This window comes from Senimuribacter intestinalis (genome assembly GCF_943192965.1).
Classification (GTDB): Bacteria; Bacillota; Clostridia; order Peptostreptococcales; family Anaerovoracaceae; genus Senimuribacter; species Senimuribacter intestinalis.
On record NZ_CALPCF010000001.1, the window covers coordinates 79,290 to 102,780 of the forward strand.

21 protein-coding genes are annotated in these 23,491 nt (G+C 42.9%); 4 read left to right on the forward strand and 17 right to left on the reverse strand.

Annotated elements, in window-relative coordinates; genetic code table 11:
- Positions 1 to 35 precede the first annotated feature (35 nt).
- Positions 36 to 1,124: a serine/threonine-protein kinase gene (locus tag NFR88_RS00400; protein ID WP_251612611.1), complete on the forward strand. Its 1,089-nt coding sequence runs from the start codon at positions 36 to 38 to the stop codon at positions 1,122 to 1,124.
- Between the two features lie 2 nt (positions 1,125 to 1,126).
- On the opposite strand, the gene spoVAE is transcribed toward NFR88_RS00400, so the two are convergent.
- The 3 genes from spoVAE to spoVAC are packed head-to-tail and all read right to left on the reverse strand — an operon-like array spanning position 1,127 to position 3,110.
- Positions 1,127 to 1,480 carry a stage V sporulation protein AE gene (spoVAE, locus tag NFR88_RS00405; protein WP_251612614.1) on the reverse strand — a complete coding sequence of 118 codons (354 nt, stop codon included), beginning with the start codon at positions 1,478 to 1,480 and terminating at the stop codon, positions 1,127 to 1,129.
- Positions 1,481 to 1,516: 36 nt separating this feature from the next.
- A complete protein-coding gene (gene spoVAD, locus NFR88_RS00410) occupies positions 1,517 to 2,599 on the reverse strand; it encodes a stage V sporulation protein AD (RefSeq protein WP_161908222.1) in 1,083 nt (360 codons plus the stop codon).
- A 34-nt stretch (positions 2,600 to 2,633) separates the two neighbouring features.
- On the reverse strand, positions 2,634 to 3,110 hold the full coding sequence (gene spoVAC, locus NFR88_RS00415) for a stage V sporulation protein AC (protein ID WP_160201314.1): 477 nt from the start codon (positions 3,108 to 3,110) through the stop codon (positions 2,634 to 2,636).
- Positions 3,111 to 3,191: 81 nt separating this feature from the next.
- Between spoVAC and NFR88_RS00420 the strand changes: the two genes are divergently transcribed.
- A complete protein-coding gene (locus NFR88_RS00420) occupies positions 3,192 to 3,770 on the forward strand; it encodes a Maf family protein (protein ID WP_251612617.1) in 579 nt (192 codons plus the stop codon).
- Here the strand turns inward: NFR88_RS00420 and NFR88_RS00425 are convergent.
- From NFR88_RS00425 to rny, 11 genes are all read right to left on the reverse strand, one after another.
- On the reverse strand, positions 3,767 to 5,149 hold the full coding sequence (locus tag NFR88_RS00425; protein ID WP_251612620.1) for an MATE family efflux transporter: 1,383 nt from the start codon (positions 5,147 to 5,149) through the stop codon (positions 3,767 to 3,769). The genes NFR88_RS00420 and NFR88_RS00425 overlap by 4 nt on opposite strands.
- Positions 5,150 to 5,896: 747 nt before the next feature.
- Positions 5,897 to 7,180, reverse strand: a complete 1,284-nt coding sequence (locus NFR88_RS00430; RefSeq protein ID WP_160201271.1) for an electron transfer flavoprotein subunit alpha — start codon at positions 7,178 to 7,180, stop codon at positions 5,897 to 5,899.
- Between the two features lie 18 nt (positions 7,181 to 7,198).
- Positions 7,199 to 8,005, reverse strand: a complete 807-nt coding sequence (locus tag NFR88_RS00435; RefSeq protein WP_160201272.1) for an electron transfer flavoprotein subunit beta/FixA family protein — start codon at positions 8,003 to 8,005, stop codon at positions 7,199 to 7,201.
- A 20-nt stretch (positions 8,006 to 8,025) separates the two neighbouring features.
- A complete protein-coding gene (locus NFR88_RS00440; protein ID WP_161908226.1) occupies positions 8,026 to 9,168 on the reverse strand; it encodes an acyl-CoA dehydrogenase in 1,143 nt (380 codons plus the stop codon).
- A 211-nt stretch (positions 9,169 to 9,379) separates the two neighbouring features.
- Entirely contained in the window at positions 9,380 to 10,114 is a 735-nt protein-coding gene (locus NFR88_RS00445) for a sigma-70 family RNA polymerase sigma factor (RefSeq protein ID WP_160201274.1), read from the reverse strand.
- Positions 10,104 to 10,544, reverse strand: coding sequence for an anti-sigma F factor (gene spoIIAB / locus NFR88_RS00450; RefSeq protein ID WP_160201275.1), 441 nt, complete (start codon positions 10,542 to 10,544; stop codon positions 10,104 to 10,106). Before spoIIAB ends, NFR88_RS00445 begins: the two co-directional genes overlap by 11 nt.
- Complete coding sequence (gene spoIIAA, locus NFR88_RS00455; RefSeq protein ID WP_160201276.1) at positions 10,534 to 10,863, reverse strand: anti-sigma F factor antagonist; 330 nt, start codon at positions 10,861 to 10,863, stop codon at positions 10,534 to 10,536. The genes spoIIAB and spoIIAA overlap by 11 nt, the downstream gene beginning before the upstream one ends.
- A gap of 72 nt (positions 10,864 to 10,935) precedes the next feature.
- Entirely contained in the window at positions 10,936 to 12,120 is a 1,185-nt protein-coding gene (gene thiI, locus NFR88_RS00460) for a tRNA uracil 4-sulfurtransferase ThiI (protein ID WP_160201277.1), read from the reverse strand.
- Between the two features lie 391 nt (positions 12,121 to 12,511).
- Positions 12,512 to 13,648, reverse strand: coding sequence for a cysteine desulfurase family protein (locus NFR88_RS00465; protein WP_251612623.1), 1,137 nt, complete (start codon positions 13,646 to 13,648; stop codon positions 12,512 to 12,514).
- 17 nt (positions 13,649 to 13,665) lie between these two features.
- Positions 13,666 to 15,015: an MATE family efflux transporter gene (locus NFR88_RS00470; protein ID WP_160201279.1), complete on the reverse strand. Its 1,350-nt coding sequence runs from the start codon at positions 15,013 to 15,015 to the stop codon at positions 13,666 to 13,668.
- A 130-nt stretch (positions 15,016 to 15,145) separates the two neighbouring features.
- Positions 15,146 to 16,687 (reverse strand): ribonuclease Y, encoded by a 1,542-nt coding sequence (gene rny / locus NFR88_RS00475; protein WP_160201280.1) that lies wholly within the window; start codon positions 16,685 to 16,687, stop codon positions 15,146 to 15,148.
- 173 nt (positions 16,688 to 16,860) lie between these two features.
- Here rny and NFR88_RS00480 point away from each other — a divergent pair, with 173 nt between their 5' ends.
- Positions 16,861 to 17,964 (forward strand): FtsW/RodA/SpoVE family cell cycle protein, encoded by a 1,104-nt coding sequence (locus NFR88_RS00480; RefSeq protein ID WP_161908230.1) that lies wholly within the window; start codon positions 16,861 to 16,863, stop codon positions 17,962 to 17,964.
- Positions 17,965 to 18,033: 69 nt separating this feature from the next.
- Here NFR88_RS00480 and NFR88_RS00485 read toward each other — a convergent pair whose 3' ends face one another.
- Together NFR88_RS00485 and NFR88_RS00490 are read right to left on the reverse strand one after the other, a co-directional pair.
- Complete coding sequence (locus tag NFR88_RS00485; RefSeq protein ID WP_251612626.1) at positions 18,034 to 20,040, reverse strand: sigma 54-interacting transcriptional regulator; 2,007 nt, start codon at positions 20,038 to 20,040, stop codon at positions 18,034 to 18,036.
- Between the two features lie 108 nt (positions 20,041 to 20,148).
- Positions 20,149 to 21,567, reverse strand: a complete 1,419-nt coding sequence (locus NFR88_RS00490; protein WP_251612629.1) for a YfcC family protein — start codon at positions 21,565 to 21,567, stop codon at positions 20,149 to 20,151.
- Positions 21,568 to 21,881: 314 nt separating this feature from the next.
- Between NFR88_RS00490 and NFR88_RS00495 the strand changes: the two genes are divergently transcribed.
- Complete coding sequence (locus NFR88_RS00495) at positions 21,882 to 22,676, forward strand: M55 family metallopeptidase (RefSeq protein WP_251612632.1); 795 nt, start codon at positions 21,882 to 21,884, stop codon at positions 22,674 to 22,676.
- A gap of 70 nt (positions 22,677 to 22,746) precedes the next feature.
- Here NFR88_RS00495 and minD read toward each other — a convergent pair whose 3' ends face one another.
- Positions 22,747 to 23,469 carry a septum site-determining protein MinD gene (gene minD, locus NFR88_RS00500; protein ID WP_251612635.1) on the reverse strand — a complete coding sequence of 241 codons (723 nt, stop codon included), beginning with the start codon at positions 23,467 to 23,469 and terminating at the stop codon, positions 22,747 to 22,749.
- Between the last annotated feature and the right edge of the window lie 22 nt (positions 23,470 to 23,491).

Below are 23,491 nucleotides of genomic sequence, written 5' to 3' on the forward strand. Positions count from 1 at the left end.
ATACAATTAGATTAAATGCAAGCAGGAGAAATAGCATGACCCCAGAAAACCAACTGACACTTTCCTTTTACAAGGAAATCGCCGTAATCAGCAAAGACCACGATGTACATCTTGTCCAGCATGTTGAATCCGGAGAAATCTACATCAAAAAGCATGCGTCAATAGAATGCTTTCCCGTTTACGATACGCTTCAAAAATCTGCATTTCCATCGGTTCCCGAAATCATTGAGCTGATTCCCGATGCCGATTCCCTGACGATTATCGAGGAATACATCCACGGAAAAAATCTGGAACAAATTTTAGAGAAGCGTCTGTTTTCTGAAGAGGAAACCGCACATATCATCATCGACTTGTGTAAAATTTTAAAGCCTTTTCACGACCATTTTCCTAAAATCATTCATCGCGATATTAAACCTTCCAATCTTATTTTGGAAAAACACGGTCATCTGTATTTGATTGATTTTGACGCAGCAAAGACTTACAATCCTAACAAAACAAAAGACACCGTACTGATGGGTACGGTGGATTATGCTGCTCCTGAACAGTACGGCTTTCTGCAGTCCGACCAAAGAACAGATATTTACTCAATCGGCATTTTAATGAACAAAATGCTGACCGGCAGTCTCCCTTCCGAAACTCTGGCTGCCGGCCGTCTTGGAAAAATCATCCAAAGCTGCACCGCATTAAATCCTGACGATCGCTATGCAAGCTGTGATCAGCTGGCGCAGGCATTGAGAAACAGTGTTGTGCCGCCTGCTGCCGCCGTTCCTGTAAATACCATAAATACCACAAATGCCGCAGCTGCATCGGCTCCCAGGAAAAAAACACCCCTGCAGCATTCTCTCGTCTTTCTCACAGGTGTATTCTTTACCTATGTCAGCATGACCACAGAATTTACCCAAGAGAATAATCAGCCTTTTACAGGATATTCCCTCTGGGTAAATCGAATCGGTTCTGCCATCGCCCTGCTGCTGTGCCTCATATACTACACCAATTATTTCAATTTGCGGAACCGATATCCTTGGAAAAAGAAATCCTCCGGCATACGTGAAGCCGGTCGCCTGCTCCTGGGAGGATTCCTTTGTTTTCTGATTCCGGTCGTTTTCGTCCTCTTCCTTGAATAACTTTACTTCGGCGACTTCGGATTAAACAGCACCGCTACGATATAGCCGAAGGCAATGGCTACTGCAATCCCTGCCGAAGTTGCCTTTACAGCACCGGTTATTGCGCCTAAAAATCCGTCCTTTGCGCCTTCCATGGCGCCCTTTGCAAGTGCATAGCCAAATCCCGGCAGCGGTGTTGTTGCGCCCTGGCTGGCAAGCTGCACAAGGGGTTCGTACAGATGAACTGCCTCAAGCAGTACACCTGCCACTACAAAGATGACTAAAATTCTCGGCGTAGTCAACTTTGTAGTATCCATGAGAATCTGTCCGATGACACAAATCGCGCCGCCGATTAAAAACGTATATATATAATCCATAATCTCATCCTCTCTAATCCTGCAAATCTTAGATCTTTAACATGTCGCCAAAGATACCGCGTGAGCAATCCCCGGAATGCTTTCGCCCTGAAAAGGACTGATGGTGGAAAGCATCGCTCCCGTTGAAATCAGCAGCACCCTGGAAAGCTCCCCGCAGCGCATTCTTCGCAAAATGTTTCCGCTGAAAACCGAAGCCGAGCAGCCGCAGCCGCTTCCGCCGCCATGGACATCCTGCTCTTCCCGATAGAAAAGCATCGTGCCGCAATCATCATACCGCTGATTCACAGCTGCCGGGTCAAGTCCCGCGTCTTTCAGTAAATCTGCCGCGATATCCTTTCCGATATATCCCAAATCGCCAGTCAAAACTAAATCATAATAATCCAGCTTCCTGCCTGTATCTTCCAGATGATTGAGAATCGTGTCTACCGCAGCCGGCGCCATGGCGCTTCCCATCTGATTGGCGTCCTTTACCCCTGCATCGATAATTTTACCAATGGTACCGCAGTCAACCTTTATGTTTTTCAGAGAAACCGGCTCCGCAGCTTTCTTCCCGTCCAAAGCGCCGACTTGCGACAGGTCCGCCATCTTTTCGGATACCACCATTGCCCCTGCTGCAGTAGCAGTCCACTGCGCTGAAGGTGGTCTCTGATTGCCGTGCTCTACTGGCATACGAAACTGCCGCTCCGCCGTGCAAAAGTGACTGGACGCACCCACGATAATATTATGGGCAAAACCGCCGTCGGTGAGCATTGCTCCAAGAAGCAGAGACTCCGTCATCGTTGAACAGGCGCCGTAAAGTCCTAAAAACGGCAAATGTAAATCCCTTGCCATAAAAGATGAAGACATCAGCTGATTGAGAAGATCGCCGCTGAGTACCAGATCGATATCCTTTTTCTCTTTTCCCGATTTTTGCAGAGCCGCAAGCATTGCCTCTTTCAGCATCTTGCTTTCCGCCTTTTCCCAGGTCTTTTCGCCAAACATATCATCTTCTAAAATCATATCAAATGAATCGCGCAAAGGTCCTTCACCCTCTTTTTTTCCGACCACTGCCGCCGAACCTATGATATAAGGACAGGTATCAAATGTCACCGTCTGCTTTCCAATTTTCTTTTCTGCCATTTCTGCCTCCTCACAACCGTTTTTCAAACAATCTTTAAAATAATCCTATCATCCAGTAAATCACCCCGACCACTGTCGCCGCCGTAATCCCGCTTACTAGCACAGGTCCTGCTACGCTGAAAAGTTTTGCGCCGACGCCCAGTACAAGTCCTTCTTTTTTGTACTCGATTGCCGGTGCGACCATAGAATTGGCAAAACCACTAATGGGTACAATAACGCCTGCGCCAGCAAACTTTGCGATACTGTCAAAGATGCCAAAGCCCGTTAAAAGCTGCGCCAGCGCCACAATTCCGATGGTCACATAGGTGCCTGCATCTTTTTCCGAAAGCCCCTTGCTTACTAGCAGATTGCTGATATAAAAACCTGCTGTGCAAACTAGTCCGCCGACAATAAATGCCCGCATACAATTGGCAAAATAAGTTGGTTTCGGTGTGAACTGCTTAGAATATTTTTCATATGCTTTCGCTACATCTTTCTTTTGTACTTCTTTTTTCTCTGTGTTCTGTGCCATTTCGGTCACCTCCCATAAATCTTTCATTAGTATTTGGCAAAATCCAAATTTTATGCCATAATATTATGCGGAGGTAAAACCATGAAAAAAACAATTATTTTAGCTTCATCATCGCCAAGAAGAATCGAAATGATGCATAAACACGGCTATAATCCTACTATCATGCCTGCTGATATAGACGAAACTCTGCCAAAAAACATTTCTGCTAAAGATGCAGTCATGTTTCTAGCGCTCAAAAAAGCCCTTTACGTAGAGCAAAAAGCTGCGCCAGGCAGTATCATCATCGCCGCAGACACGGTGGTTTATAAGGATGGAATTTTAGGAAAACCGGAAAACAGAAGCGATGCTGCCCGCATGCTCAGAAAAATAAAAAACACCAGCCATCAGGTCGCAACAGGCGTTGCGATTCTAATAGCCAGTGAATCTACTAGAAACGTATTTTATGATATAACGGAAGTCTTTTGCAAGGATTTTAACGACGATGAGCTTTCCGCCTATCTTGATACTGATGAGCCTTACGACAAAGCCGGAGCCTATGCCATTCAGGGAATCTTTGCAAAACACATCGATCACTGGAACGGCTCATTTGACACCGTAGTCGGATTTCCCTGGGAATTGATTGAGCTAAAGCTTAAAGAACTCCTTACTAGCGAAAATTAGTCGTTCTCTTGCGGGATATCCGCCACAATATTAATCCATTTACGATTTTTGAATCTTGGCAGTGATACAATTACTCTTCCAACATCGCCAATGGCAACAATGAGCATTGCAATAGGTAGGCTAACCTTCAGCACCAAAACCGAGAAAAACGCGAGAGGCACCTGCACCAGCAAGTTACAGATAATCTCAACTTTCATGCAGAACAAGGTATCTCCTCCAGCTCGTAGAGTTCCCACGATAAAAATATACCCTAGCATCTTCGGTGTCAGAGTAATTGCCATCGCAATCAGCGAATGCACCAACAAATCGTTGGTTTCACCATTGAAGTGATAAATGCCTGTCACCGGCCTTGCAACGAGTATCATCAAAATCGTCATAAAAACGTTAAGTATCATAACTACTTTAACGGCACGCTTTCCATTTTGGAAGGCTTCTTCTTTATTTCCCTGCCCTAATGTTTCTCCGATCAGCATTGCCGTTGCATTACCGACGCCAAAATATGCTGACTGGAGCAGTTCACAGATTACATTGGCAACCTGCGCCACAGCAAGAGCTGCTGTCCCCAGTTTTCCGTAAGCGGCAAAAATCAGCGTTACGGAAGCCGCCCAACTACACTCTGTAAAAACTACCGGAACAGCGGTTTTCATAACACGCATAAAATGAGATTTTTCAAAATTGAGCAGTGTTTTTAAGTTTGTCTTAAACGGATGAGATTTTCTCGTATAGACAAAGGTGACCAGCGCTGTAAACTCAAAAATTCTTGCAATTAAAGTCGCTACAGCAGCACCCTTTACACCGAGTTCCGGAAATCCGCAGACTCCGAAAATCAAAACGTAATTCAGTACCGCATTGATGCACAATGCGACTGCATTGATTATGGTCGGCACCTTTAAATCCTGAATCGCTCTGGAATTATAGGATATGGCAGATGACATACCCGAAAATACATACGAAAAGCAAGCGATTCTAAGATAATCCACGCCAAGTTTAATCACCATTTCATCTTCAGAAAACATCTGTATCACATTTGATGCAAAAACAAATGCTGCTACACTCACTACGAGTGCAAAAATGAAACCTACCGCATAGTCAATCCCCAGCATCCGCCGTACACCGGCAATATCCTTAGCTCCCCAGTACTGCGCAGTGTAAACTGCCGCTCCGCTGTAAAGACCAAAAAGCGTAACTGTATATACAAAATAAACCTGATTAGCAGCACCTACAGCAGCCAGTTCCTGTTCCCCTAGCATTCCAATCATCAGCGTGTCGATTAAGTTAAGGCCCAAGCTGATTAAGTTTTGAAATACCACCGGAATCCCGATTATGAGCATTTTTCGATAAAATCGTTTCTGCGCTGTCTGCACCGTCAATTCTGTCATAACCCTTCCTCCTCTATGAAAATTGCCCTCTACTTGCAAGGGGCTTACCTCTGCCAGCTTAGGGCAATCATCATTATATCACATTACAATTGAAAATCCAATCCATTGGGAGAAAGTTTTTGTAGGAGCCCTTAATCCTATAATAATCCTGGCAGCCCCATGAAAAGAGAAGGCAAAGTGAATAGTCATAAAATGTTGCGATATGTTCTCGTGCAAACCTAACCAATGGTAGATGCCAACTTCACGTCTTTATTTTGAATTCTTGCGCTGTTTGAGGATTATTGTGCAATTCCCCACTTCCACACCTACATTATGCACAACTCCTTCTATAAGGAGTTGTGCATAACCTAATAAACAACATTCCTTTGCACAACTACTAAGGGATAAACGCGCTGCACTCTACCTATCACTGATTATCGTTGTGCAATACTGCCCAAACAATTCAACCTTGCACAACATTTTAAACGTAAATGTGATAGTTATTTCATCTATAATCCCACTACTCCAAAGAAGTTGTGCAAATTCTTAAATCCAAATCTCATCCACATAACTTTCCATAAGTCAAGTTGTGCAAACACGAAGTAAGTCCATGTAGCTGCACAACCATAAAACCACAAAAGTACCATGCAGAATAATGGTTTAAACATTTACACTATCGACTCGACTTCTCAGAAATCTACCAGCAAATTGCATTCAAAAAGAGGACGCATTTGCGTCCTCTTTTTATGCAATTTGGGTTAGGTCTCCCTATTTCGTAGTTGCGTCGTACAGCGCTTCTGCGTTTTCCCATTCAGCAATGATTTCTGGGATTACTTTGTACAGGTCGCCTACGATTGCGTAGTCAGCAACTTCCATGATCGGAGCGTCTGGATCCTTGTTGATTGCTACGATACAGCCGGAAGTCTGCATACCAGCAAGGTGCTGGATAGCGCCGGAGATACCACAAGCAAAGTAAATTTCAGGTTTAACTGTAGTACCAGTCTGACCTACCTGGTGGGAGTGGTCAATCCAGCCAGCATCTACAGCAGCACGGGAAGAGCCAACAACACCGCCAACTTTGTCAGCGAACTGCTTCATCAGTTCAAAACCAGAAGCATCACCCAGACCACGTCCGCCGGAGCAGATAATCTTAGCATCAGTCAGAGATACCATTTCCTTCATGGATTTAACGATATCTTTGATTTCGATTCTGACATCTTCCTTGCTAATTTCTGGTTTAACGTTTACGATTTCACCAGTAGCACCAGCCTGTCTTTCCTGCTTCTGCATTACGCCAGGTCTTACTGTGGACATCTGCGGTCTAGTCTTAGGGCAGATGATGGTAGCCATCAGGTTACCGCCGAATGCCGGACGAGTCTGCTTGATTCCAGTGGATGGATCGTTAGGATCCAGAGTGGAAGTATCTAATGTAGTATTAGCTTTTGCAAATTCGATGTACTTGGAAACTTTAACGTCCAAGTGTGTACAGTCAGCAGTCAGACCAGTGTTGCATCTTGCAGCAATACGAGGTGCAAAGTCACGACCAATGTGAGTAGCGCCGTACAGAACGATTTCCGGTTTGTATTCATCGATTAACTGCTTCATAACCTTAGTGTAACCGTCAGTTGTGAAGTTTTCAAGAAGTGGGTCCTGAACCATATATACTTTTTCAGCGCCGTATTCGAAACATTCCTGTGCCAGGTGGTCGATGTTGTTACCAATCAGTACAGCACAGATCTGTGTATCTTCGCTGATGTCTTTTGCTAATTTCTTACCTTCGCCCAGTAATTCCAGTGCCACGTTCTGAATTTTGCCCTGTCTCTGTTCAGCAAATACCCAGATGTGCTTGTAAGCGGAAAGGTCAACCTTTTCAGCTTCAGGAGCAGCTTCAATCGCGTCGAAGTTACATTTAGCGATACAAGCGTTACAGTTTGTGCACTTTCCTTCGTCTACAACAGCAATTCTGTCAACGATCTTCAGAGCGTCAAACGGACAAGCTTTTGCGCAAAGGGAACATCCTTTACATTTATCATTAATGATTTTAATAGCCATTATTATTCCTCCTTCAGATTAGATGATGTGCTTACCCTTCAGCTGGATCAGCAGGTTCTTTGCCTGTTCGTTTTCGGAATCTCCGTTAACGATCTGGCCAGGAGCCTTCGGAGCCGGTGTGAAGGATCTGAATACGTTAGTAGGGGAAGCTTCCAGACCAACTTTAGTCAGGTCAACTTCGATGTCCTTTGCATTCCAAACTTTGATATCTTTCTCTGCGAAGATACCAGCCATGTTCATGTATCTTGGCTCGTTCAGTTCTTTGATCGCTGTCAGCATGCAAGGAGTCTTAATGCCGATCAGTTCATAACCATCTTCCATCTGTCTCTTTACTGTGATGTCTTTCATGTTGTCAGCGATTTCAAATTCTTCAACATATGTAACCTGCGGCAGGTCTAATTTTTCGGCAATCTGAGGACCTACCTGTGCGGTATCTCCGTCGATAGCCTGACGACCAGCAAAAATCAGGTCAGCAGGACCGTTTTCTTTTTCCCATTTTTTGATTGCAGCTTCCAGCGTGTTGGAAGTAGCCCATGTATCGGAACCGCCAACTGCTCTGTCGGAAACCAGAATACCTTCGTCAGCACCTTTTGCAATACATTCAAACAGAAGGTCAGAAGCCTGAGGAGGTCCCATGGATACTACGGTGATTGTTACATCGTCATATTTATCCTTAATCTTTAATGCTTCTTCTAAAGCGTTAGCATCGTCGTGGTTTAAGATGCTTGGAACGCCGTCTCTGATAAGAGTACCAGTTTTAGGGTTAATTTTGATAACATTAGTATCTGGTACCTGCTTTGCGCATACGATAATCTTAAATGCCATTTCTATTTCCTCCTACTATCTTATTTCTTGAAAGTGTTCGCAGCGATTACCATTCTCTGAACTTCAGAAGTTCCTTCGTAGATTTCAGTAATCTTCGCGTCTCTCATCATTCTTTCTACCGGATAATCCTTGGTGTATCCGTATCCGCCGTGGTACTGTACACACTTAGTAGTTACTTCCATGGCAGTTTCAGCAGCGAACAACTTAGCCATTGCAGCAGCTTCTCCGTATGCCATGTGCTTATCCTTCATGTCAGCAGCTCTGTAGATTAACAGTCTTGCAGCTTCAATCTTAGTCTTCAAATCAGCCATAGCAAACTGCAGTGCCTGCATCTGAGACAGCTTCTTGCCGAACTGCTTTCTTGCGTTCATGTATTCAACTGTAACGTCGAATGCGCCCTGTGCGATACCCAGAGCCTGGGAAGCGATACCGATACGACCGCCGTCCAGTGTGGACATTGCAACTTTGAATCCTTCGCCAACCTGACCCAGCAGTCTGTCTTCAGGAATTACGCAGTTCTGGAAAATAAGTTCAGTAGTGGAAGATGCGCAGATACCCATCTTGTCTTCAGTCTTACCGATGGAGAAACCTTCGTCGCCTTTTTCAACGATGAATGCAGAAATACCGTGGTTTCCTTTTTTCTTGTCGGTCATAGCCATTACAACGAAAACGTCAGCATATCCACCATTGGTGATGAATACTTTCGCACCGTTTAAAATCCATTTACCATCAACCAGTTCAGCTCTAGTCTGCTGTCCGGATGCGTCTGTACCTGCGTTAGGTTCTGTCAGACCGAAAGCGCCTAACTTCTTGCCGGATAACAGGTCTGGCAGGTATTTTCTCTTCTGGTCCTCGTTACCCCAGTTAAAAATCGGCCAGCAGCACAGAGAAGTATGTGCAGAACAGATAACGCCTGTGGATGCACAAACTCTGGATAATTCTTCTACAGTGATTGCATAGGAGATGTGATCTCCGCCTGCTCCACCGTACTCAGTTGGGAATGGAACGCCCAGCATGCCGTACTTTGCCATTTTTTCTACAGTTTCCACTGGAAATCTGTGTTCCTGGTCAATTTCTGCAGCTAATGGTTCAACTTCGTTAGTGGCGAATTCTCTTACCATTTTTCTTACGAATTCTTGTTCCTTCGTTAGTTGAAAGTTCATGTAAATGCCTCCTTAAATTATAATAACGGTCCTTCCCTTTCGGAAGGAGTATTTAACCGTATCAGACTATGCTGTTTTTGTTTGTTATAAAAATAACAGCATACATATATAGTAAACCACTTTTCAGCGATTTTTGCAAGCGTTTTTCGCATTTATTGCGACAAATTGTCGAAAGAAAAAGGTGAGTTATTTTCGACTCACTTGCAAATTTTTACTCTGCCATTTTTTGTCTTATCTCTGTCAGGGCTCTCTTTTCAATTCTTGAAACCTGCACCTGTGAAATCCCCATAATTCTTGCAATTTCCTGCTGCGTCATATCCTTATAATACCGCAGTACGAGTACCTGTCGTTCACGCATGGGCAGATGTTCGATTTCTTTCTTAATCATAATGCTATCCAAGTTGTTTTCCGGCGAACTCTGTCTGTAATATGTGTTATATTCTTCCTCTACTGGCTGACTGTCCAGGCTGACCACATTAGAAAGTGCTGTTGCAGCCTCCATAACTTCTAAGACCCGTTCTGTGGAAACCCCCATAAATTCAGCAATCTGGCTCAGTTTCGGCTGTTTTCCGTCTTTACCACAAAGAGTTTCCTGTGCTTTTTTTAGCGCATAGATTTCCGACTTCAAGCTCCGACTTGCCTTAATTCTCCCATTGTCCCGAAAAAAACGTTTCAATTCCCCCATGATGATTGGAACAGCGTAGGTAGAAAACATCACGTTAAACTCCGGCTGAAATTTATTGACTGCCTTTAAAAGCCCAATATACCCGATTTGAATCAGATCCTCTGCTTCGTACTCAGAGGTCGTAAACTTCAGCGCCATCTTTTTTACAAGCCCTGTATTTTGCTCGCACAGCAAACTCAAAGCTTCTTCGTCACCATTCTGCGCTTTTTTAATCAGTTCATATGTATCGGCTTTTGGAATCGGCACGTATTTATATGCCATGGTAAACGTCCAGATACTTAATCAAAGTCACCGCTGTTCCCTTGCCCGGCTCTGACTCTACAAAAACTTTGTCCGTAAAACTTTCCATCACGGTAAAGCCCATACCACTCATTTCCTTTTCTTCCTCTGTAGAAAACATCGGTTCCATAGCTTTTTTTACATCGGGTATTCCTTTACCAAAATCAGCAATTTTAATAAAAATTTTATCTCGGTCGATAGTCTTAAATTCCATGACAATCTTTCCCTCGCCCTTTCGCTGATATCCGTGAATCACTGCATTGCTTACGGCTTCAGATACTGCAGTTTTAATCTCTGTCAGCTCTTCTACGGTAGGATCAAGCTGCGCCGCATAGGAAGCTGCAATCGCTCTGGCAAAACCCTGATTTTGCGGCATTGCCTCAAACTCTATCGTTACAAAATTACTCTCCATCTTCTTCCTCCTCTTCCTTATATTCCATCAATGTAAAAATTCCCGACATGTCGAGAATTTGCTTTACCAGCTTGTTTGCACTGCGAATGGTTACAGTCCCTCCATTTTTTTTCAGTTTTTTATATCGCCCCAGCACCACGCCGATTCCGGAACTGTCCATAAAAGTTACACCTTTAAAGTCAAAAACCAGATGCTTTACTTCGTACAGTTCCAGCTCTTTATCTATATCTTCTCTAATTTTATCACAGACATGGTGGTCAATTTCTCCGCAAAGTTCTGCCACCAGCATACTGTCTTTTAAATGAAACATTGTATCCATATAAAAACCCCCTTTCCTCTATTATAATTCTGACTTAGCGTCTTGTCTTTAAGAGAAAAAGGGGGAATCTTACTAATTTTGTCGAATCTGTACAACTTCGGCTGATGCCACTGCCGCATCAACCAATGCGTCTACATCCAGATGACTTTCCGATTCCAAAATACGTTCCAGTTTTGGTTTTGTTGTCGGATGCTTAGGCAGGAATACGGTACAGCAGTCTTCATATGGCTGAATGGATGTTTCAAAGGTGCCAATTTCTTCGGCTTTATCCATGATATCAACTTTGTCCATGGCTATGAGCGGTCTCATCACTGGCATCTTCACGCAGGCATCGGTCACCACCAGCGCCTCTGCAGTCTGGCTTGCCACCTGCCCCAGATTTTCGCCAGTAATCAGCATCATGGCGCGATTCTTTTCGGCAATCTTTTCAGCAATGCGCATCATAAAGCGACGCACCAAAATAGTGGTTTCTTCTTCCGGACAGTTCTGTACAATCTGCTCCTGAATCGGTAGCAGATTAATCACATGCATTTTAAAATTTCCGCAGTAGGATGCCACAATGCGCGCCAGATCTTCTACTTTTTCCTGGGCACGCTGGCTGGTGTACGGATAGGAATGGAAATGCACCGCCTCGATGACCATGCCTCGCTTTGCCATCATCCACGCCGCTACCGGGCTGTCAATTCCGCCGGAAAGCAGCACCATGCCTTTGCCGTTAGTGCCAAGAGGAAGCCCTCCAAAGCCAGCGATTTTCTGCTGATAAATATAAGATTTATCATGACGTACATCGACAAAAAGATGAACGTCCGGATTGTGCACATCTACTTTTAGCACCTTGCAGCCGATCAGCACCTTTGCACCGATGATTCTGCCGATATCCGGCGACTTGACCGGGAAATTTTTATCTGCACGTTTAGCCTCTACTTTAAAGGTCTTGACGCCTTTGGTCTCAATCAGTTCCATCATGTATTTGACAGCCTCTTCACCGATTGCATCAAGATTGCTCGGTGCCTCCACAGCCGGGCTGATAGATGCCACACCGAAAACCTTTGAAATCTGTTTGATCAGTTGTTCCTTGTCGTATTTTTTATCTGCTCTGACGAAGATTAGACCTTCATGTCGTCTCACATCTACCGCATCAAATTCCTTTAGATTTTTTCGAATCCGATCTACCAGCATTCGCTCAAAATACGGCTTATTCATACCTTTTAAAGCCACTTCACCGCAACGGACAATAAAAATATTCTGTTCGTTCATTTTCTTTCCCTTCTACTATCTCATAATTCATTACGCTGTTGTGCAGATTAATTACTTTTCCATCGATTTGCACAACTCTGGAACCTGTTATATACGCAGGGTTGTGCAGATATCATTTGATTACCATGTCTTGCACAACTTAGTTGTGTAGATTAGCTGCGTTCTGCTTCAGTTTGCACAACCCACCTGATTTCTGTCTTCACAAGGTTGTGCAGACACACTTCAAATTCCCTATTTTGCACAACCTTGTTGTGCAGATTGACCTATTTCGCGCTGATTTACACAGCTTTCATTCAACTGTATCCGCAAAGTTGTGCAAATACCTTTCGAATAGTCCTTTTGGCACAACCTTCCATTAAAACTGCAAACTTTACTAATTCGCAGCAAACTATTATCTAAAACTGCCCAGTCGCCTAAAGCGGCTCACAGCGTTTTTCACTTTATCAATTACGTAGTCCATTTCTTCTATGGTGTTAAATTCATTGAAACTGAAACGAATCGCACCTTCGATTTCTTTATCCGTAAGACCCATGGCAGCAAGCACATGACTGCGCCCTTTTTTATTGGAAGAACAGGCTGACCCTGTGGATACATAGATATCGTCCTGCTCCAGTGTGTGCAGCAAAACTTCTCCTCTTGTTCCCAAAAATGAAACGTTGAGCACACTTACTGCACCATCGTCCGGGCTGTTAATTTTGATATCAGGCACCTGATCTAAAAGCCCTGCAAGCAGGTGTTCTCTGGCTTTTCCCATAGTTCTAACACGTTCAGCAAATGTTTTCTGAGAAATCTCCACGGCCTCGCCAAATCCCAGTATGGCGGGCACATTTTCTGTTCCTGAACGCATATGCCTTTCCTGTCCGCCGCCTACAACAAAAGCCGGCAATCGAATCCCTTTCCGCACATAAAGCGCGCCAATCCCCTTTGGGCCATGAATTTTGTGTCCGCTGACAGAAATCAAATCAGCGCCAGTATGTTCCAGAGAAATTTTCCCATAGGCCTGCACTGCGTCTGTGTGCAGCAACGCGTTTTCCTTTATCTTTGCGATTTCCTCTATGGGCATAATCGTTCCTGTTTCATTGTTGACTGCCATAATCGAAATCAGAATCGTGTCCTCGTTGATGGCAGCATGCAGTTCTTCCATATTCAAACGGCACTTATCGTCCACGCCGATGTATTCCACCTGAAAGCCCTCTGCTTCAAGCGCCTTACAGCTTTCCATCACGGCAGGATGTTCCACCTTAGTTGTAATGATTTTTTTGCCTGTCCGTTTTCTTGCGCGGGCAACACCAAAAAGTGCGGTGTTATCACTTTCTGTTCCTCCCGATGTAAAAAATACTTCGTCTTCCTTTGCCCCCAGTGAATCCGCTACCGTTTTGCGGCTTTGTCGCATCTGCTTTTCTGCCGCAAGTCCCAGTTTATGCAGGGAAGACGGATTCCCATAGTTTTCTTCCATGGAAGTTTTCATCACTTCCGTCACCCGTTCATACTGACGAGTGGTCGCACTGTTATCCAAATAAACAAACATTCTTTTCTCCTATATGCTCAAATGATTGTATTAATCCATTTTTTTCCAAGATATCGCTTGTATTCGACAATTGCCTTTACCAGATTTCCGCCGGATGCTACCAGAATGCAGAGATGCAGCGGCAGTTTAAATACCAGTACGCTGATATACGCCAACGCCACCTCAATGCCTAAATTGCAGACAAGCTCTACCACCATACAGAAAAAGGTATCTCCTCCGGCGCGCAAAATACCGGACTGTACCGCATAGGACGCCATTCTTGGTATCAAAGTAAATGCAAAGACTCCCAAAGAAAGCATTAACATCTGTGTTGTCTCTGCGTCAAAATCGTAAATTACAGCAATCGGTCTTCGCAGCAGCAAAATCAGCACGCACATGATTGCGTTAAGTCCCCACTGGATTACCATATATTTCTTAGAATTTTCATAGGCTTCTTCCCCTTTCCCTTGCCCAAGCGTTGCACCTATTAGCGCTGCATTTGCATTACCCACACCAAAAGATGCACACTGACAAAGATTGCAGAGAACCTGACTGACCTGAATGACCGCCAACGCCTGCGCACTAATTTTGCCGTATGCCGCAAAGGTCAAGCTGACCCCAAGAGACCAGCCTCCTTCACTGATGACTACTGGCAGTGCCGTCTTCATCACCGACTTTACAAAATCCATGGTAAAGCTGGTAAAGTCCTTAATTCGCCCATGAAACGGGTGATTCTTATCCACACACAGATATGTAATTAACGCAGTCAGCTCAAAAACTCTCGCAATCAGTGTAGCAAGAGCTGCCCCCTTTACTCCCATGGCACTAAAACCACCGTGACCGTAAATCATCATATAGTTGAGCACAGTATTGGTCAAAATACTGCACACATTAATGATAGTCGGAACCTTTAGTGACTGAACCGATCTGGAGTTAAACGCAATAGCATAGCTGACGCCTACCGTCAAATAGGTCAATGCCGTAATTCTGATGTACTGGGTGCCAAGAGCAATTACCTGCGGATCATCTGCGAAAAAAGAGATAACCTCAGGTGCTGCGACAACCACTGCAATCACCGTAGGAATACCCATTACCAAACAAAGAATTACATCCATGCCGACAATCCCTCGAATACTCTTAAAGTCCCTAACGCCGAAATACTGCGCCAGTGGCACTGCCGCCCCGCTAAACAGCCCAAATAGAATCATAGAATAAATTCCAAAGACCTGATTCGCAGAACCTACCGCCGCAAGCGGTAACGGCCCCAGTTTTCCAATCATAATATTGTCCACTAAATTCAAGCTTACGGAAATAATTTGCTGCAGCACAATTGGCATTGCCAGCAGCAAAAGTCGTTTATAGTAATTGGGTTCCGTTTGTTTTATCATTTATTTTTTGTCCTTCTTTCCTCGCAAAAGTATAACTATGCATGCCATCCTATGAGAAAATTATCACCTATGCATAAAACCTTCTCATGAAAGAACTCCCCATCGGAAATGGGGAGTTATACTTGCGATATTACTTAGCGTAGTCGATTGCTCTTGTTTCTCTAACCACATTGACTTTAATCTGCCCTGGATATTCCAGTTCAGATTCAATCTTCTTGGAAACTTCCCTGGCCAGCAAGACAATATCATCATCGTTCATTTCTTCCGGTTTTGCAATAATACGGATTTCTCTGCCCGCCTGAATTGCAAAAGACTTGTCTACACCAGGCGTAGTATTCGCGATTTCTTCCAGCTTTTCAAGACGTTTGATATATGCGTCTAAGGTTTCTCTTCTCGCACCAGGTCTTGCTGCAGAAAGCGCATCAGCAGCAGCAATCAATACTGCTTCCATACTCTTAGGTTCATAATCCCCGTGATGAGCAGCCATGCCGTTGATTACCGCCTCAGACTCCTTATATTTCTTTAAAATCTGAATGCCGATATCGACATGGGTGCCTTCATACTCGTGGTCAAGAGATTTGCCTATGTCGTGAAGCAATCCTGCACGCTTGGCCAGCTTTGGATCAAGACCAAGCTCTCCTGCCATGAGCCCCGCCAAATGTGCAACTTCCACAGAATGTTTTAACACATTCTGCCCATAAGAAGTTCTGTATTTCAGTCTTCCCAGAAGCTTCACAAGTTCTCCATGGAGGTTGTGAATTCCAACTTCAAAGGTTGCCTGTTCACCTTCTTCTTTGATGATTGAATTGACTTCTCTCTCAGCTTTGTCCACCATTTCTTCAATTCTGGCAGGATGAATTCGACCATCGACGATGAGCTTTTCCAGTGCGATTCTTGCAATCTCACGTCTTACTGGATCAAATCCGGAAATGATAACTGCCTCCGGTGTATCGTCAATAATCAAATCTACACCGGTCAGTGTTTCGATCGCTCTGATGTTTCTTCCTTCACGACCGATAATTCTGCCCTTCATTTCATCGTTTGGCAGAGAAACTACAGAAACTGTACTTTCTGCAACATGGTCTGCCGCACATCTTTGAATTGCTCCAGTAATGATTTCTTTGGCTTTCTTGTCCGCGTCTTCCTTTGCCTTAGACTCGATATCCTTAATCATCAAAGAAGCGTCATGTCTGACATCCTTCTCAATTTCGTCCAAAAGCAAAGCTTTCGCTTCTTCAGCAGTCAGACCGGAAATCTTTTCTAATTCCTCAATCTGTCTTGCTACAAAACCTTCTAACTCTTGTTTCTTTTCTAAGATTTCTTTCTCGTGTTTAGTAATGCTTTCTTCTCTTTTTTCGATGTTTTCCAGTTTTCTGTCAACTGACTCTTCTTTCTGAATCAACCTTCTTTCAGAGCGCTGTATCTCAGCTCTTCTCTCTTTTGCCTCTCGCTCAATGTCTGTTCGCATGCGATGAGCTTCTTCTTTTGCTTCTAATGTAATCTCTTTCTTAATCGTTTCGGATTTATTCTCAGCGTCCAGAATCAAATTTCTTGCTTTCTGTTCTGCACTGCCGATGGCCTTTTCCCCGATATTTTTTCTCAGGATATAGCCTACTAATATTCCGAGCGCAAGTACTGCTACACAGATAATAATCCATATAATTGGAGACATTAAAGCACCTCCTTCTTTTTTTAATTTTTCTTCAAGTCTCTTCTAAAGTCGTCTTATATTTTCAAGGTTTTCAATAAAAAATTTCGCATTACGTAATTAAATCTTGATATATTCGCACAACATATATTATAATGTTGTAATCGGCATAATGTCAAGAACAAGAGGGGAAAACTATGAACTATTTTTCAAATTTAATTAAAAATATCGATAAAGTCATCATCGGAGTTGTTGTTCTGCTTGCCGGACTCAGCATTTTGATGATTGGAAGCACCCAAATCAGCAGTGGATTTATATCCCGAGAAGTGGTGGTACAGTGCATTGCCTACTTCATTGGATTTATAGGTGTTGTCATAATTTTAAACTTTAACTATAATATGTTCGCTGGGATGGAAAAGTATCTCTACGTGCTGTCGCTGCTACTTCTTCTCTCAGTATACATACCGGGACTTGGTATGGAGCAGTTCGGCGCTCGTTCCTGGATTAACCTGGGGGTAACTACCATCCAGCCGTCAGAATTTGTTAAGCTTTTATTTATTCTTATTATGGCAGGCTATCTCAACGAGCACAAAGATGACTTATATAACTTCAAAGGTCTTCTGAAGGCTGGCATTGTGGCTGCGCCTATTATCATTATCGTGCTGAAAGAAGATTTAGGAAGCGCCTTAGTATTCTCTTTCACCTGGGTAGCCATGATTTTCTTTGCAGGTATCAATCTGAAAGTCTTCGGAAAGTTTTTTGCTCTGGTTCTTGCGGCCGTTCCTGTTGCCTATGTCTTTATGGCAGACTATCAGAAAGAGCGTATCGAAGCCTTTCTTCACCCGGATAATCTGAATCTGTCCGGCAACTGGCAGGTATGGCAGTCCAAAGTTGCTATCGGTTCTGGTGGTGTCTTCGGAAAAGGTCTTTTCAATGGTACGCAGAAAGAACTGGATTTTATCCCAGTACAGACCTCTGACTTTATCTTCTCTGTAATCGGCGAAGAACTGGGACTGATTGGAGGACTTGCTGTTATCGGATTATTTACAATTTTAATGGTTCGCATGGCAGGTATTGTCAGAGACGCTTTAGACTTTTACGGCGCCCTGGTGGTTGCCGGTGTCATCGGCATGTTTGCATTCCAAATCTTTGAAAACATCGCCATGACCATGGGGCTTATGCCAGTAACCGGTATTACCCTGCCGCTGCTCAGCGCAGGTGGTTCATCCATCATGAGTAATATGTTCGCCATCGGTCTGGTATTAGATGTGGGTATGCGCAGTAAGGGGATTAATTTCTAAAGTTTCAATTACACAGTAACTAAAAAGCGAAATCCTTTGGCGGTTTGCGTCCAAAGGATTTCGCAAATTCTAAAGTATACGTTCAGCCAATACCAACCCTTTCTCTGTAAGGCGGGTTCCACTTCGTCCTTTCGTAATCTCAACAATTCCTCTTTCCCCCATCTCAGAAAAAATCGAACGAACCTGCTGTTCTGTCAAGAATATGCCTTTCTTCTCCGCCTCTACTACAATTGTTCGTCTGCCAGTCGGCTTTCGTTTTTTATAATTCTCGTATAAAATGCCTAAAGTGAACCGAAACTCCGATTTTTCTTTAGGTTTTTCTCGAAACTGCTTCGGCAAATCCTCAACAAGGATTAATTCCTTATCCAAACAATCAAAATACACAATATAGTTTTGCAGTTCTCGGATATTTCCTTCCCATTCGTGACACAAAAGCGCAGCCTTTGCCTCTTCATCAAATCGAAATTGCGTAGGGGAGGTTTTCATAAAGTGTTTAACCAAAGGAATAATATCTTCCTTCCTCTCTCTTAACGGAGGAAGTTCTAGCTGTAAGGTATTCAGCCTATAGTACAAATCTTTTCTGAATTTTCCTTTCTGAACAAGCTCATATAAATCCTGATTACTTGCAGCTATTATTCGCACATCAACTTTTATAATTTGGTTCCCTCCAATGCGCATAATTTCTTTCTCCTGCAACACCCGAAGCAGCTTGATTTGCAGTGCATTGCTCATATCCTCTATTTCGTCAAGAAATAGCGTTCCTTGGTGTGCATACTCAAACAATCCCAGCTTTCCGTCTTTTTTAGCGCCTGTAAACGCTCCCTCATCATAACCGAAAAGCTCACTTTCCAAAAGGTTTTCGGGCACAGCAGAACAGTTAATTGCAATATATGGGGCTTGCTTTCTTGTCGAAGCATTATGAATTGCACTTGCAAGCAGCTCTTTTCCTGTTCCGGTTTCACCGATAATCAATACAGTAGAATTTGTCATTGCCATTTTCTTTGCCAACTCACAGGTGTCTTTTAATTTTTTACTTTCACCAACAATATTGTCAAATGTATATTTAGCATGGTGTCCACGCCTGAGCAACTGCAGACGTGCCTTGCTCTGCTTATTCTCCTGCTCATGAAATTTTTCAATTACCAGCATAATGCCTTTGAACAAATCGTTCATTATGATTGGATTGACAGCAACGTTAATATCGGTGTTTCCGTACTTTGTCAAAAATACACTTTTTATTTTTCTTTCCTTTACTGTTTTAAAATCAACAAAAGGAATACACACCTCAGCGTCTGACCCAATGACCGTTTCCTTTGATGACTTTAAAAGTTCCGCTGCCTTTTTGTTACAGCAAAAAATCTTTCCGTCTTCATTGATGCCGATAATACTAGCTTCCATTAGTTCAATCATCATATCTAAAGAGTTTTCATAGTAATGATACTGCTGAATACACCTTCGTATTCTTGCTGAATCATTTGCAAACGCCATAGAGTATTCCAGAAAGGCCGGCTGTTCTAAAATAAACTCATAGTTCAGATTCAGTGCTATTTCTACAATCGTTTCAGGTCCTACCGGTCTAATTCCCAAATCCAATATCTGCGGAATACCCAGAGGAACCATATCCTGCTCTCCCACCGTAATAGCCGTTTCAATATCCACATCGTACTCTTTCACATCACCGCCATATGGAAAAAGTTCCAAATGATAAATACCCATCGTATTATGCAGTTCTGAAATTACTTCCATTGCAAGCATTTTCGTTGCATTGACTAAAAGACATTTTCTTCCGGCAGGTAAATTCCTCAGTGGTTCAATATCTTTCTTTCTAAATTCTACAACCAAATCAATTACAGGAATTCCTAAAGGAACATCTATAACTTTTTCAATATCTGCGTTGCATTCGCTTTCAATTACACTCTTAGGTACCAAATAAAGCTCTGCTTCTTTTGGTATCGGCATTTTTCCTAAAACTACGCATTGTACATCAAGCAGTTTCTCTCCGAATACACTGAGGATATTTTCTCGATATAACTGTGCTGCGCCTTCGTGCATAGAAATCAAAACAATCTTTTTCACCACTGCACCTCCACTGTTCTATTCATTTTATTATAAATGGGTATACTCTTGATTGCAATGAAAAGAGCTGGCAAAATAGCTGCACAGCTCTTTAAGGAAAATATTTAATTATAACCCTATGGCAGTTGCAACAAACAGCAGTATCGATGAAGCTATAAATAGCAAGCCAAACAGCGGTGCAAAAAATTTCCACCATCTATCAATAGGAATTCCTGCAAGTCCACATGATACCATAATTCCGCATGTCGGCCAAAGTGTATTTGATAACCCATCTCCAAACTGATAAGCAAGTACTGCTACCTGTCTGCTGAGTCCTACCATATCTGCAATCGGTGCCGTAATCGGCATAATTGTCGCTGCCTGTCCGGAACCGGACGGGATAAAGAAGTTTAACAGAGTCTGCAGAATCAGCATACCTTCAGCAGCAAAAGCGCTCGGTAAGTTCTTCATTGCAGTCCCTCCATAGAAAATAATCGTATCAACAATCTGTCCTTGATCCATAATAATCAGCATAGCTCTCGCTACACCGACAATCAACGCACCAAATACTACATGTTCACAGCCCGTCAGGAAATCATCAAAGAACTGATCGGGAGACTGTCTATCAATAACTGCTGCAATTACCGCCATCAGAATAAAAATACCGGTTAATTCAGTCGTTCCCCATTCTAACTTTAAGAATCCATACATCAATACAGCAATGCCAAGGATGATTTCTAAAATAATCAACTTGCACTTTCCGTTCATGACGTACTGTTCCAGCTCTGATTTATCAAAAGAATATCTCGGCTCAATTCCATTCATTAAGCTCTTTCTTGGATCTGCTTTAATCTTTTTGCCATATCTGAACAACCAGAATAATGCAGTCGCAGAAAATACAAGTAGTACAATCACTCTAAACCATGAAGCCGAATAAATCGGAAGTCCTGCAATACTCTGACCGATTACAACAGTATATGGGTTCATAATCCCTGAAGCAAAACCCAAATCCATGCCCAGCGTCATAATGGCCATACCAAACAGCGCATCATATCCTAAGGCAATTCCAAGACCGACAAAAAGCGGATAAAACCCGTTAAATTCATTAAGCATACCAAATAACGTTCCACCTGTTGCAAAAATTGCAAAGCAGACAATAATCAAAGGCTTCTCCTTACCATTAAGCTTTCGTAAAGTTGCCGCAACCAATGCGTGAAACGCACCCGTCTTTACAATAATAAAGAATGCACCGCTTACAATAAAAATCAGCATGATTAGGTCTGCATTATCTACCATACCATTGTGAAAGGACGTGAGAAAATCCAGAAAAGACACTCTATTATCACTGTTTTTCTCTATAGTATGATAAGAATTTGCAACAGGAACCTCCCTCTCTACTCCATTAATTACCGTAGTTTCATAGTCGAAGGATCCCGATGGAACAATCCAAGTCAGTGCCCATACAAACAGAACCACCATTACAATGATAAAATATGTATGAGGAACCTTTTCAAAAAGCTTCTTCTTTTTCTTTGTCTCTGTGCTCATTTTATAACCTCCGTTACACTCATTCAAATAGTTGAAATTATTATCAAATAAAAGTTCGGTATATGTCTCACCACGATATAGTGCAATTACTGTGCCATTCTTGTTTTCCGCAAAATTCGTCTTAATTTCGTAAGATATTTAAACTGCGGGATAAACAGGTAACGTCATTTTACCCATTTATCCATTTTAACTTCATTTTCCGCAGTTCAATAAAAAAAAGAACTGTAAACGTTGCTATTTTTCGTCATCTTATTTGGCATGATAATTGCTTTAATTATTGGCGGTATGTGTCAACAATTATACGGAGGTAATAAATGAAAGTATATATCAGTGTAGATATTGAAGGTGTCACAGGCGTTACTGCCTGGAGTGAAACCGAACTGAATCACAGCGATCACGCTCAAGCTGCACAGCAAATGACCGAAGAAACCTTAGCTGCCTGTGAAGCTGCTATCGCTTGTGGTGCCAACGAAATTCTCATTAAAGACGGGCATGACTCTGCCAGAAATATTCTAATAGAAAAACTCCCGTCTCAAGTCAAAATCATGCGCGGCTGGACTAATACACCCGAATCCATGATGTCCGGTATTGACTCCACCTTTGATGCAGCAATTTTTATCGGCTACCACTCCGGTTCCGGATTCAATGGAAATCCCCTTTCTCACACTATGAATCTCAATAATAACTACGTGAAAATAAATGGAGAAAAAGCTTCTGAATTTGATATGAATGCTTATGTTGCTGCATATTACAATGTTCCTGTCGTATTTGTCAGCGGTGATGAACAATTATGCTATCACGCAAAACAACTTATCCCCGAAATAGAAACAGCCGGCGTAAAATGGGGTTGGGGTAATGCTACCGTCAGCGTCAGCCCAAAAGAAGCCTGTAACATGATTCGAGACGGTGTGATAAAGGGTTTAGCCAAATTAGAGCTCTGCACACTGGCATCTCCTTCAGAATTCAATTTGGAAATCAATTTCAAAGAGTGTGTGCATGCTCTCCGCGCTTCTTTCTATCCCGGCGCCTGTCAGCTTGACGAAAGAAGCGTATCCTATACGGCAAAGGATATCCAAGAGATGATGACAGCCAGAATGTTTATGTTATGATGCTGATCTATCTTACAATTCTCTATAAAGTGAGCCTCATCTCAATTTGATGAGGCTCACAATCATATCTTTATCTGTTTTCAATTCTGTCTGCAATATGTTCAAAATTTTCTTCGATATAGGTATCCTCTTTCAGTACGATAGGAATCCCCAAATTCATGGAAATTTGAATATTTTCATCAAACTGGATGAGACCCGCAAAAGGAGGCTGCAGCATGGAGGTAATCTCTCGAAGTCGCGGCATATAACCTGCGCTCATCATTTCTGCAACTACCTTATTAAGAATAACAAAACGCTCTTTTATTCCCAGCTTCAGAAGCTGACGATCCACTGCATCTGCATCTCGAAGAGCCGAATACTCTGGTGTAGTCACGATAATAGCTGTATCCGCACCTGCAGAGGACAGAACCAGACCATCGTCAATACCAGAAGGCGCATCAATAATCACATAATCATAGGTATTTTTTAACTTTTCGCAAAGCACCTTCATATGAAGCGGTGTCAGCGTGCCATCATCTCTGGTCGGTGATGCAGCCATCAGATATAAATCATCAAACCTCTTATCTCGAATCAAAGCCTGTTTGATGCGGCAGACTCCTGTCAGAACATCGTAAACATCATACACTACGTTGTTCTCCAGGCCAAAATATAGGTCAAGATTTCGGAGTCCTAAATCCAGATCCAGAATCACCACTTTTGCCCCTCTTTTTGCCAGTGTCGCGCCAAAGTTAACGGCAAACATAGATTTTCCGGTTCCGCCCTTTCCTGATGCAATTAAAAATGCTTTGCCCATTTCGTCCTCCAATTAAATCTAA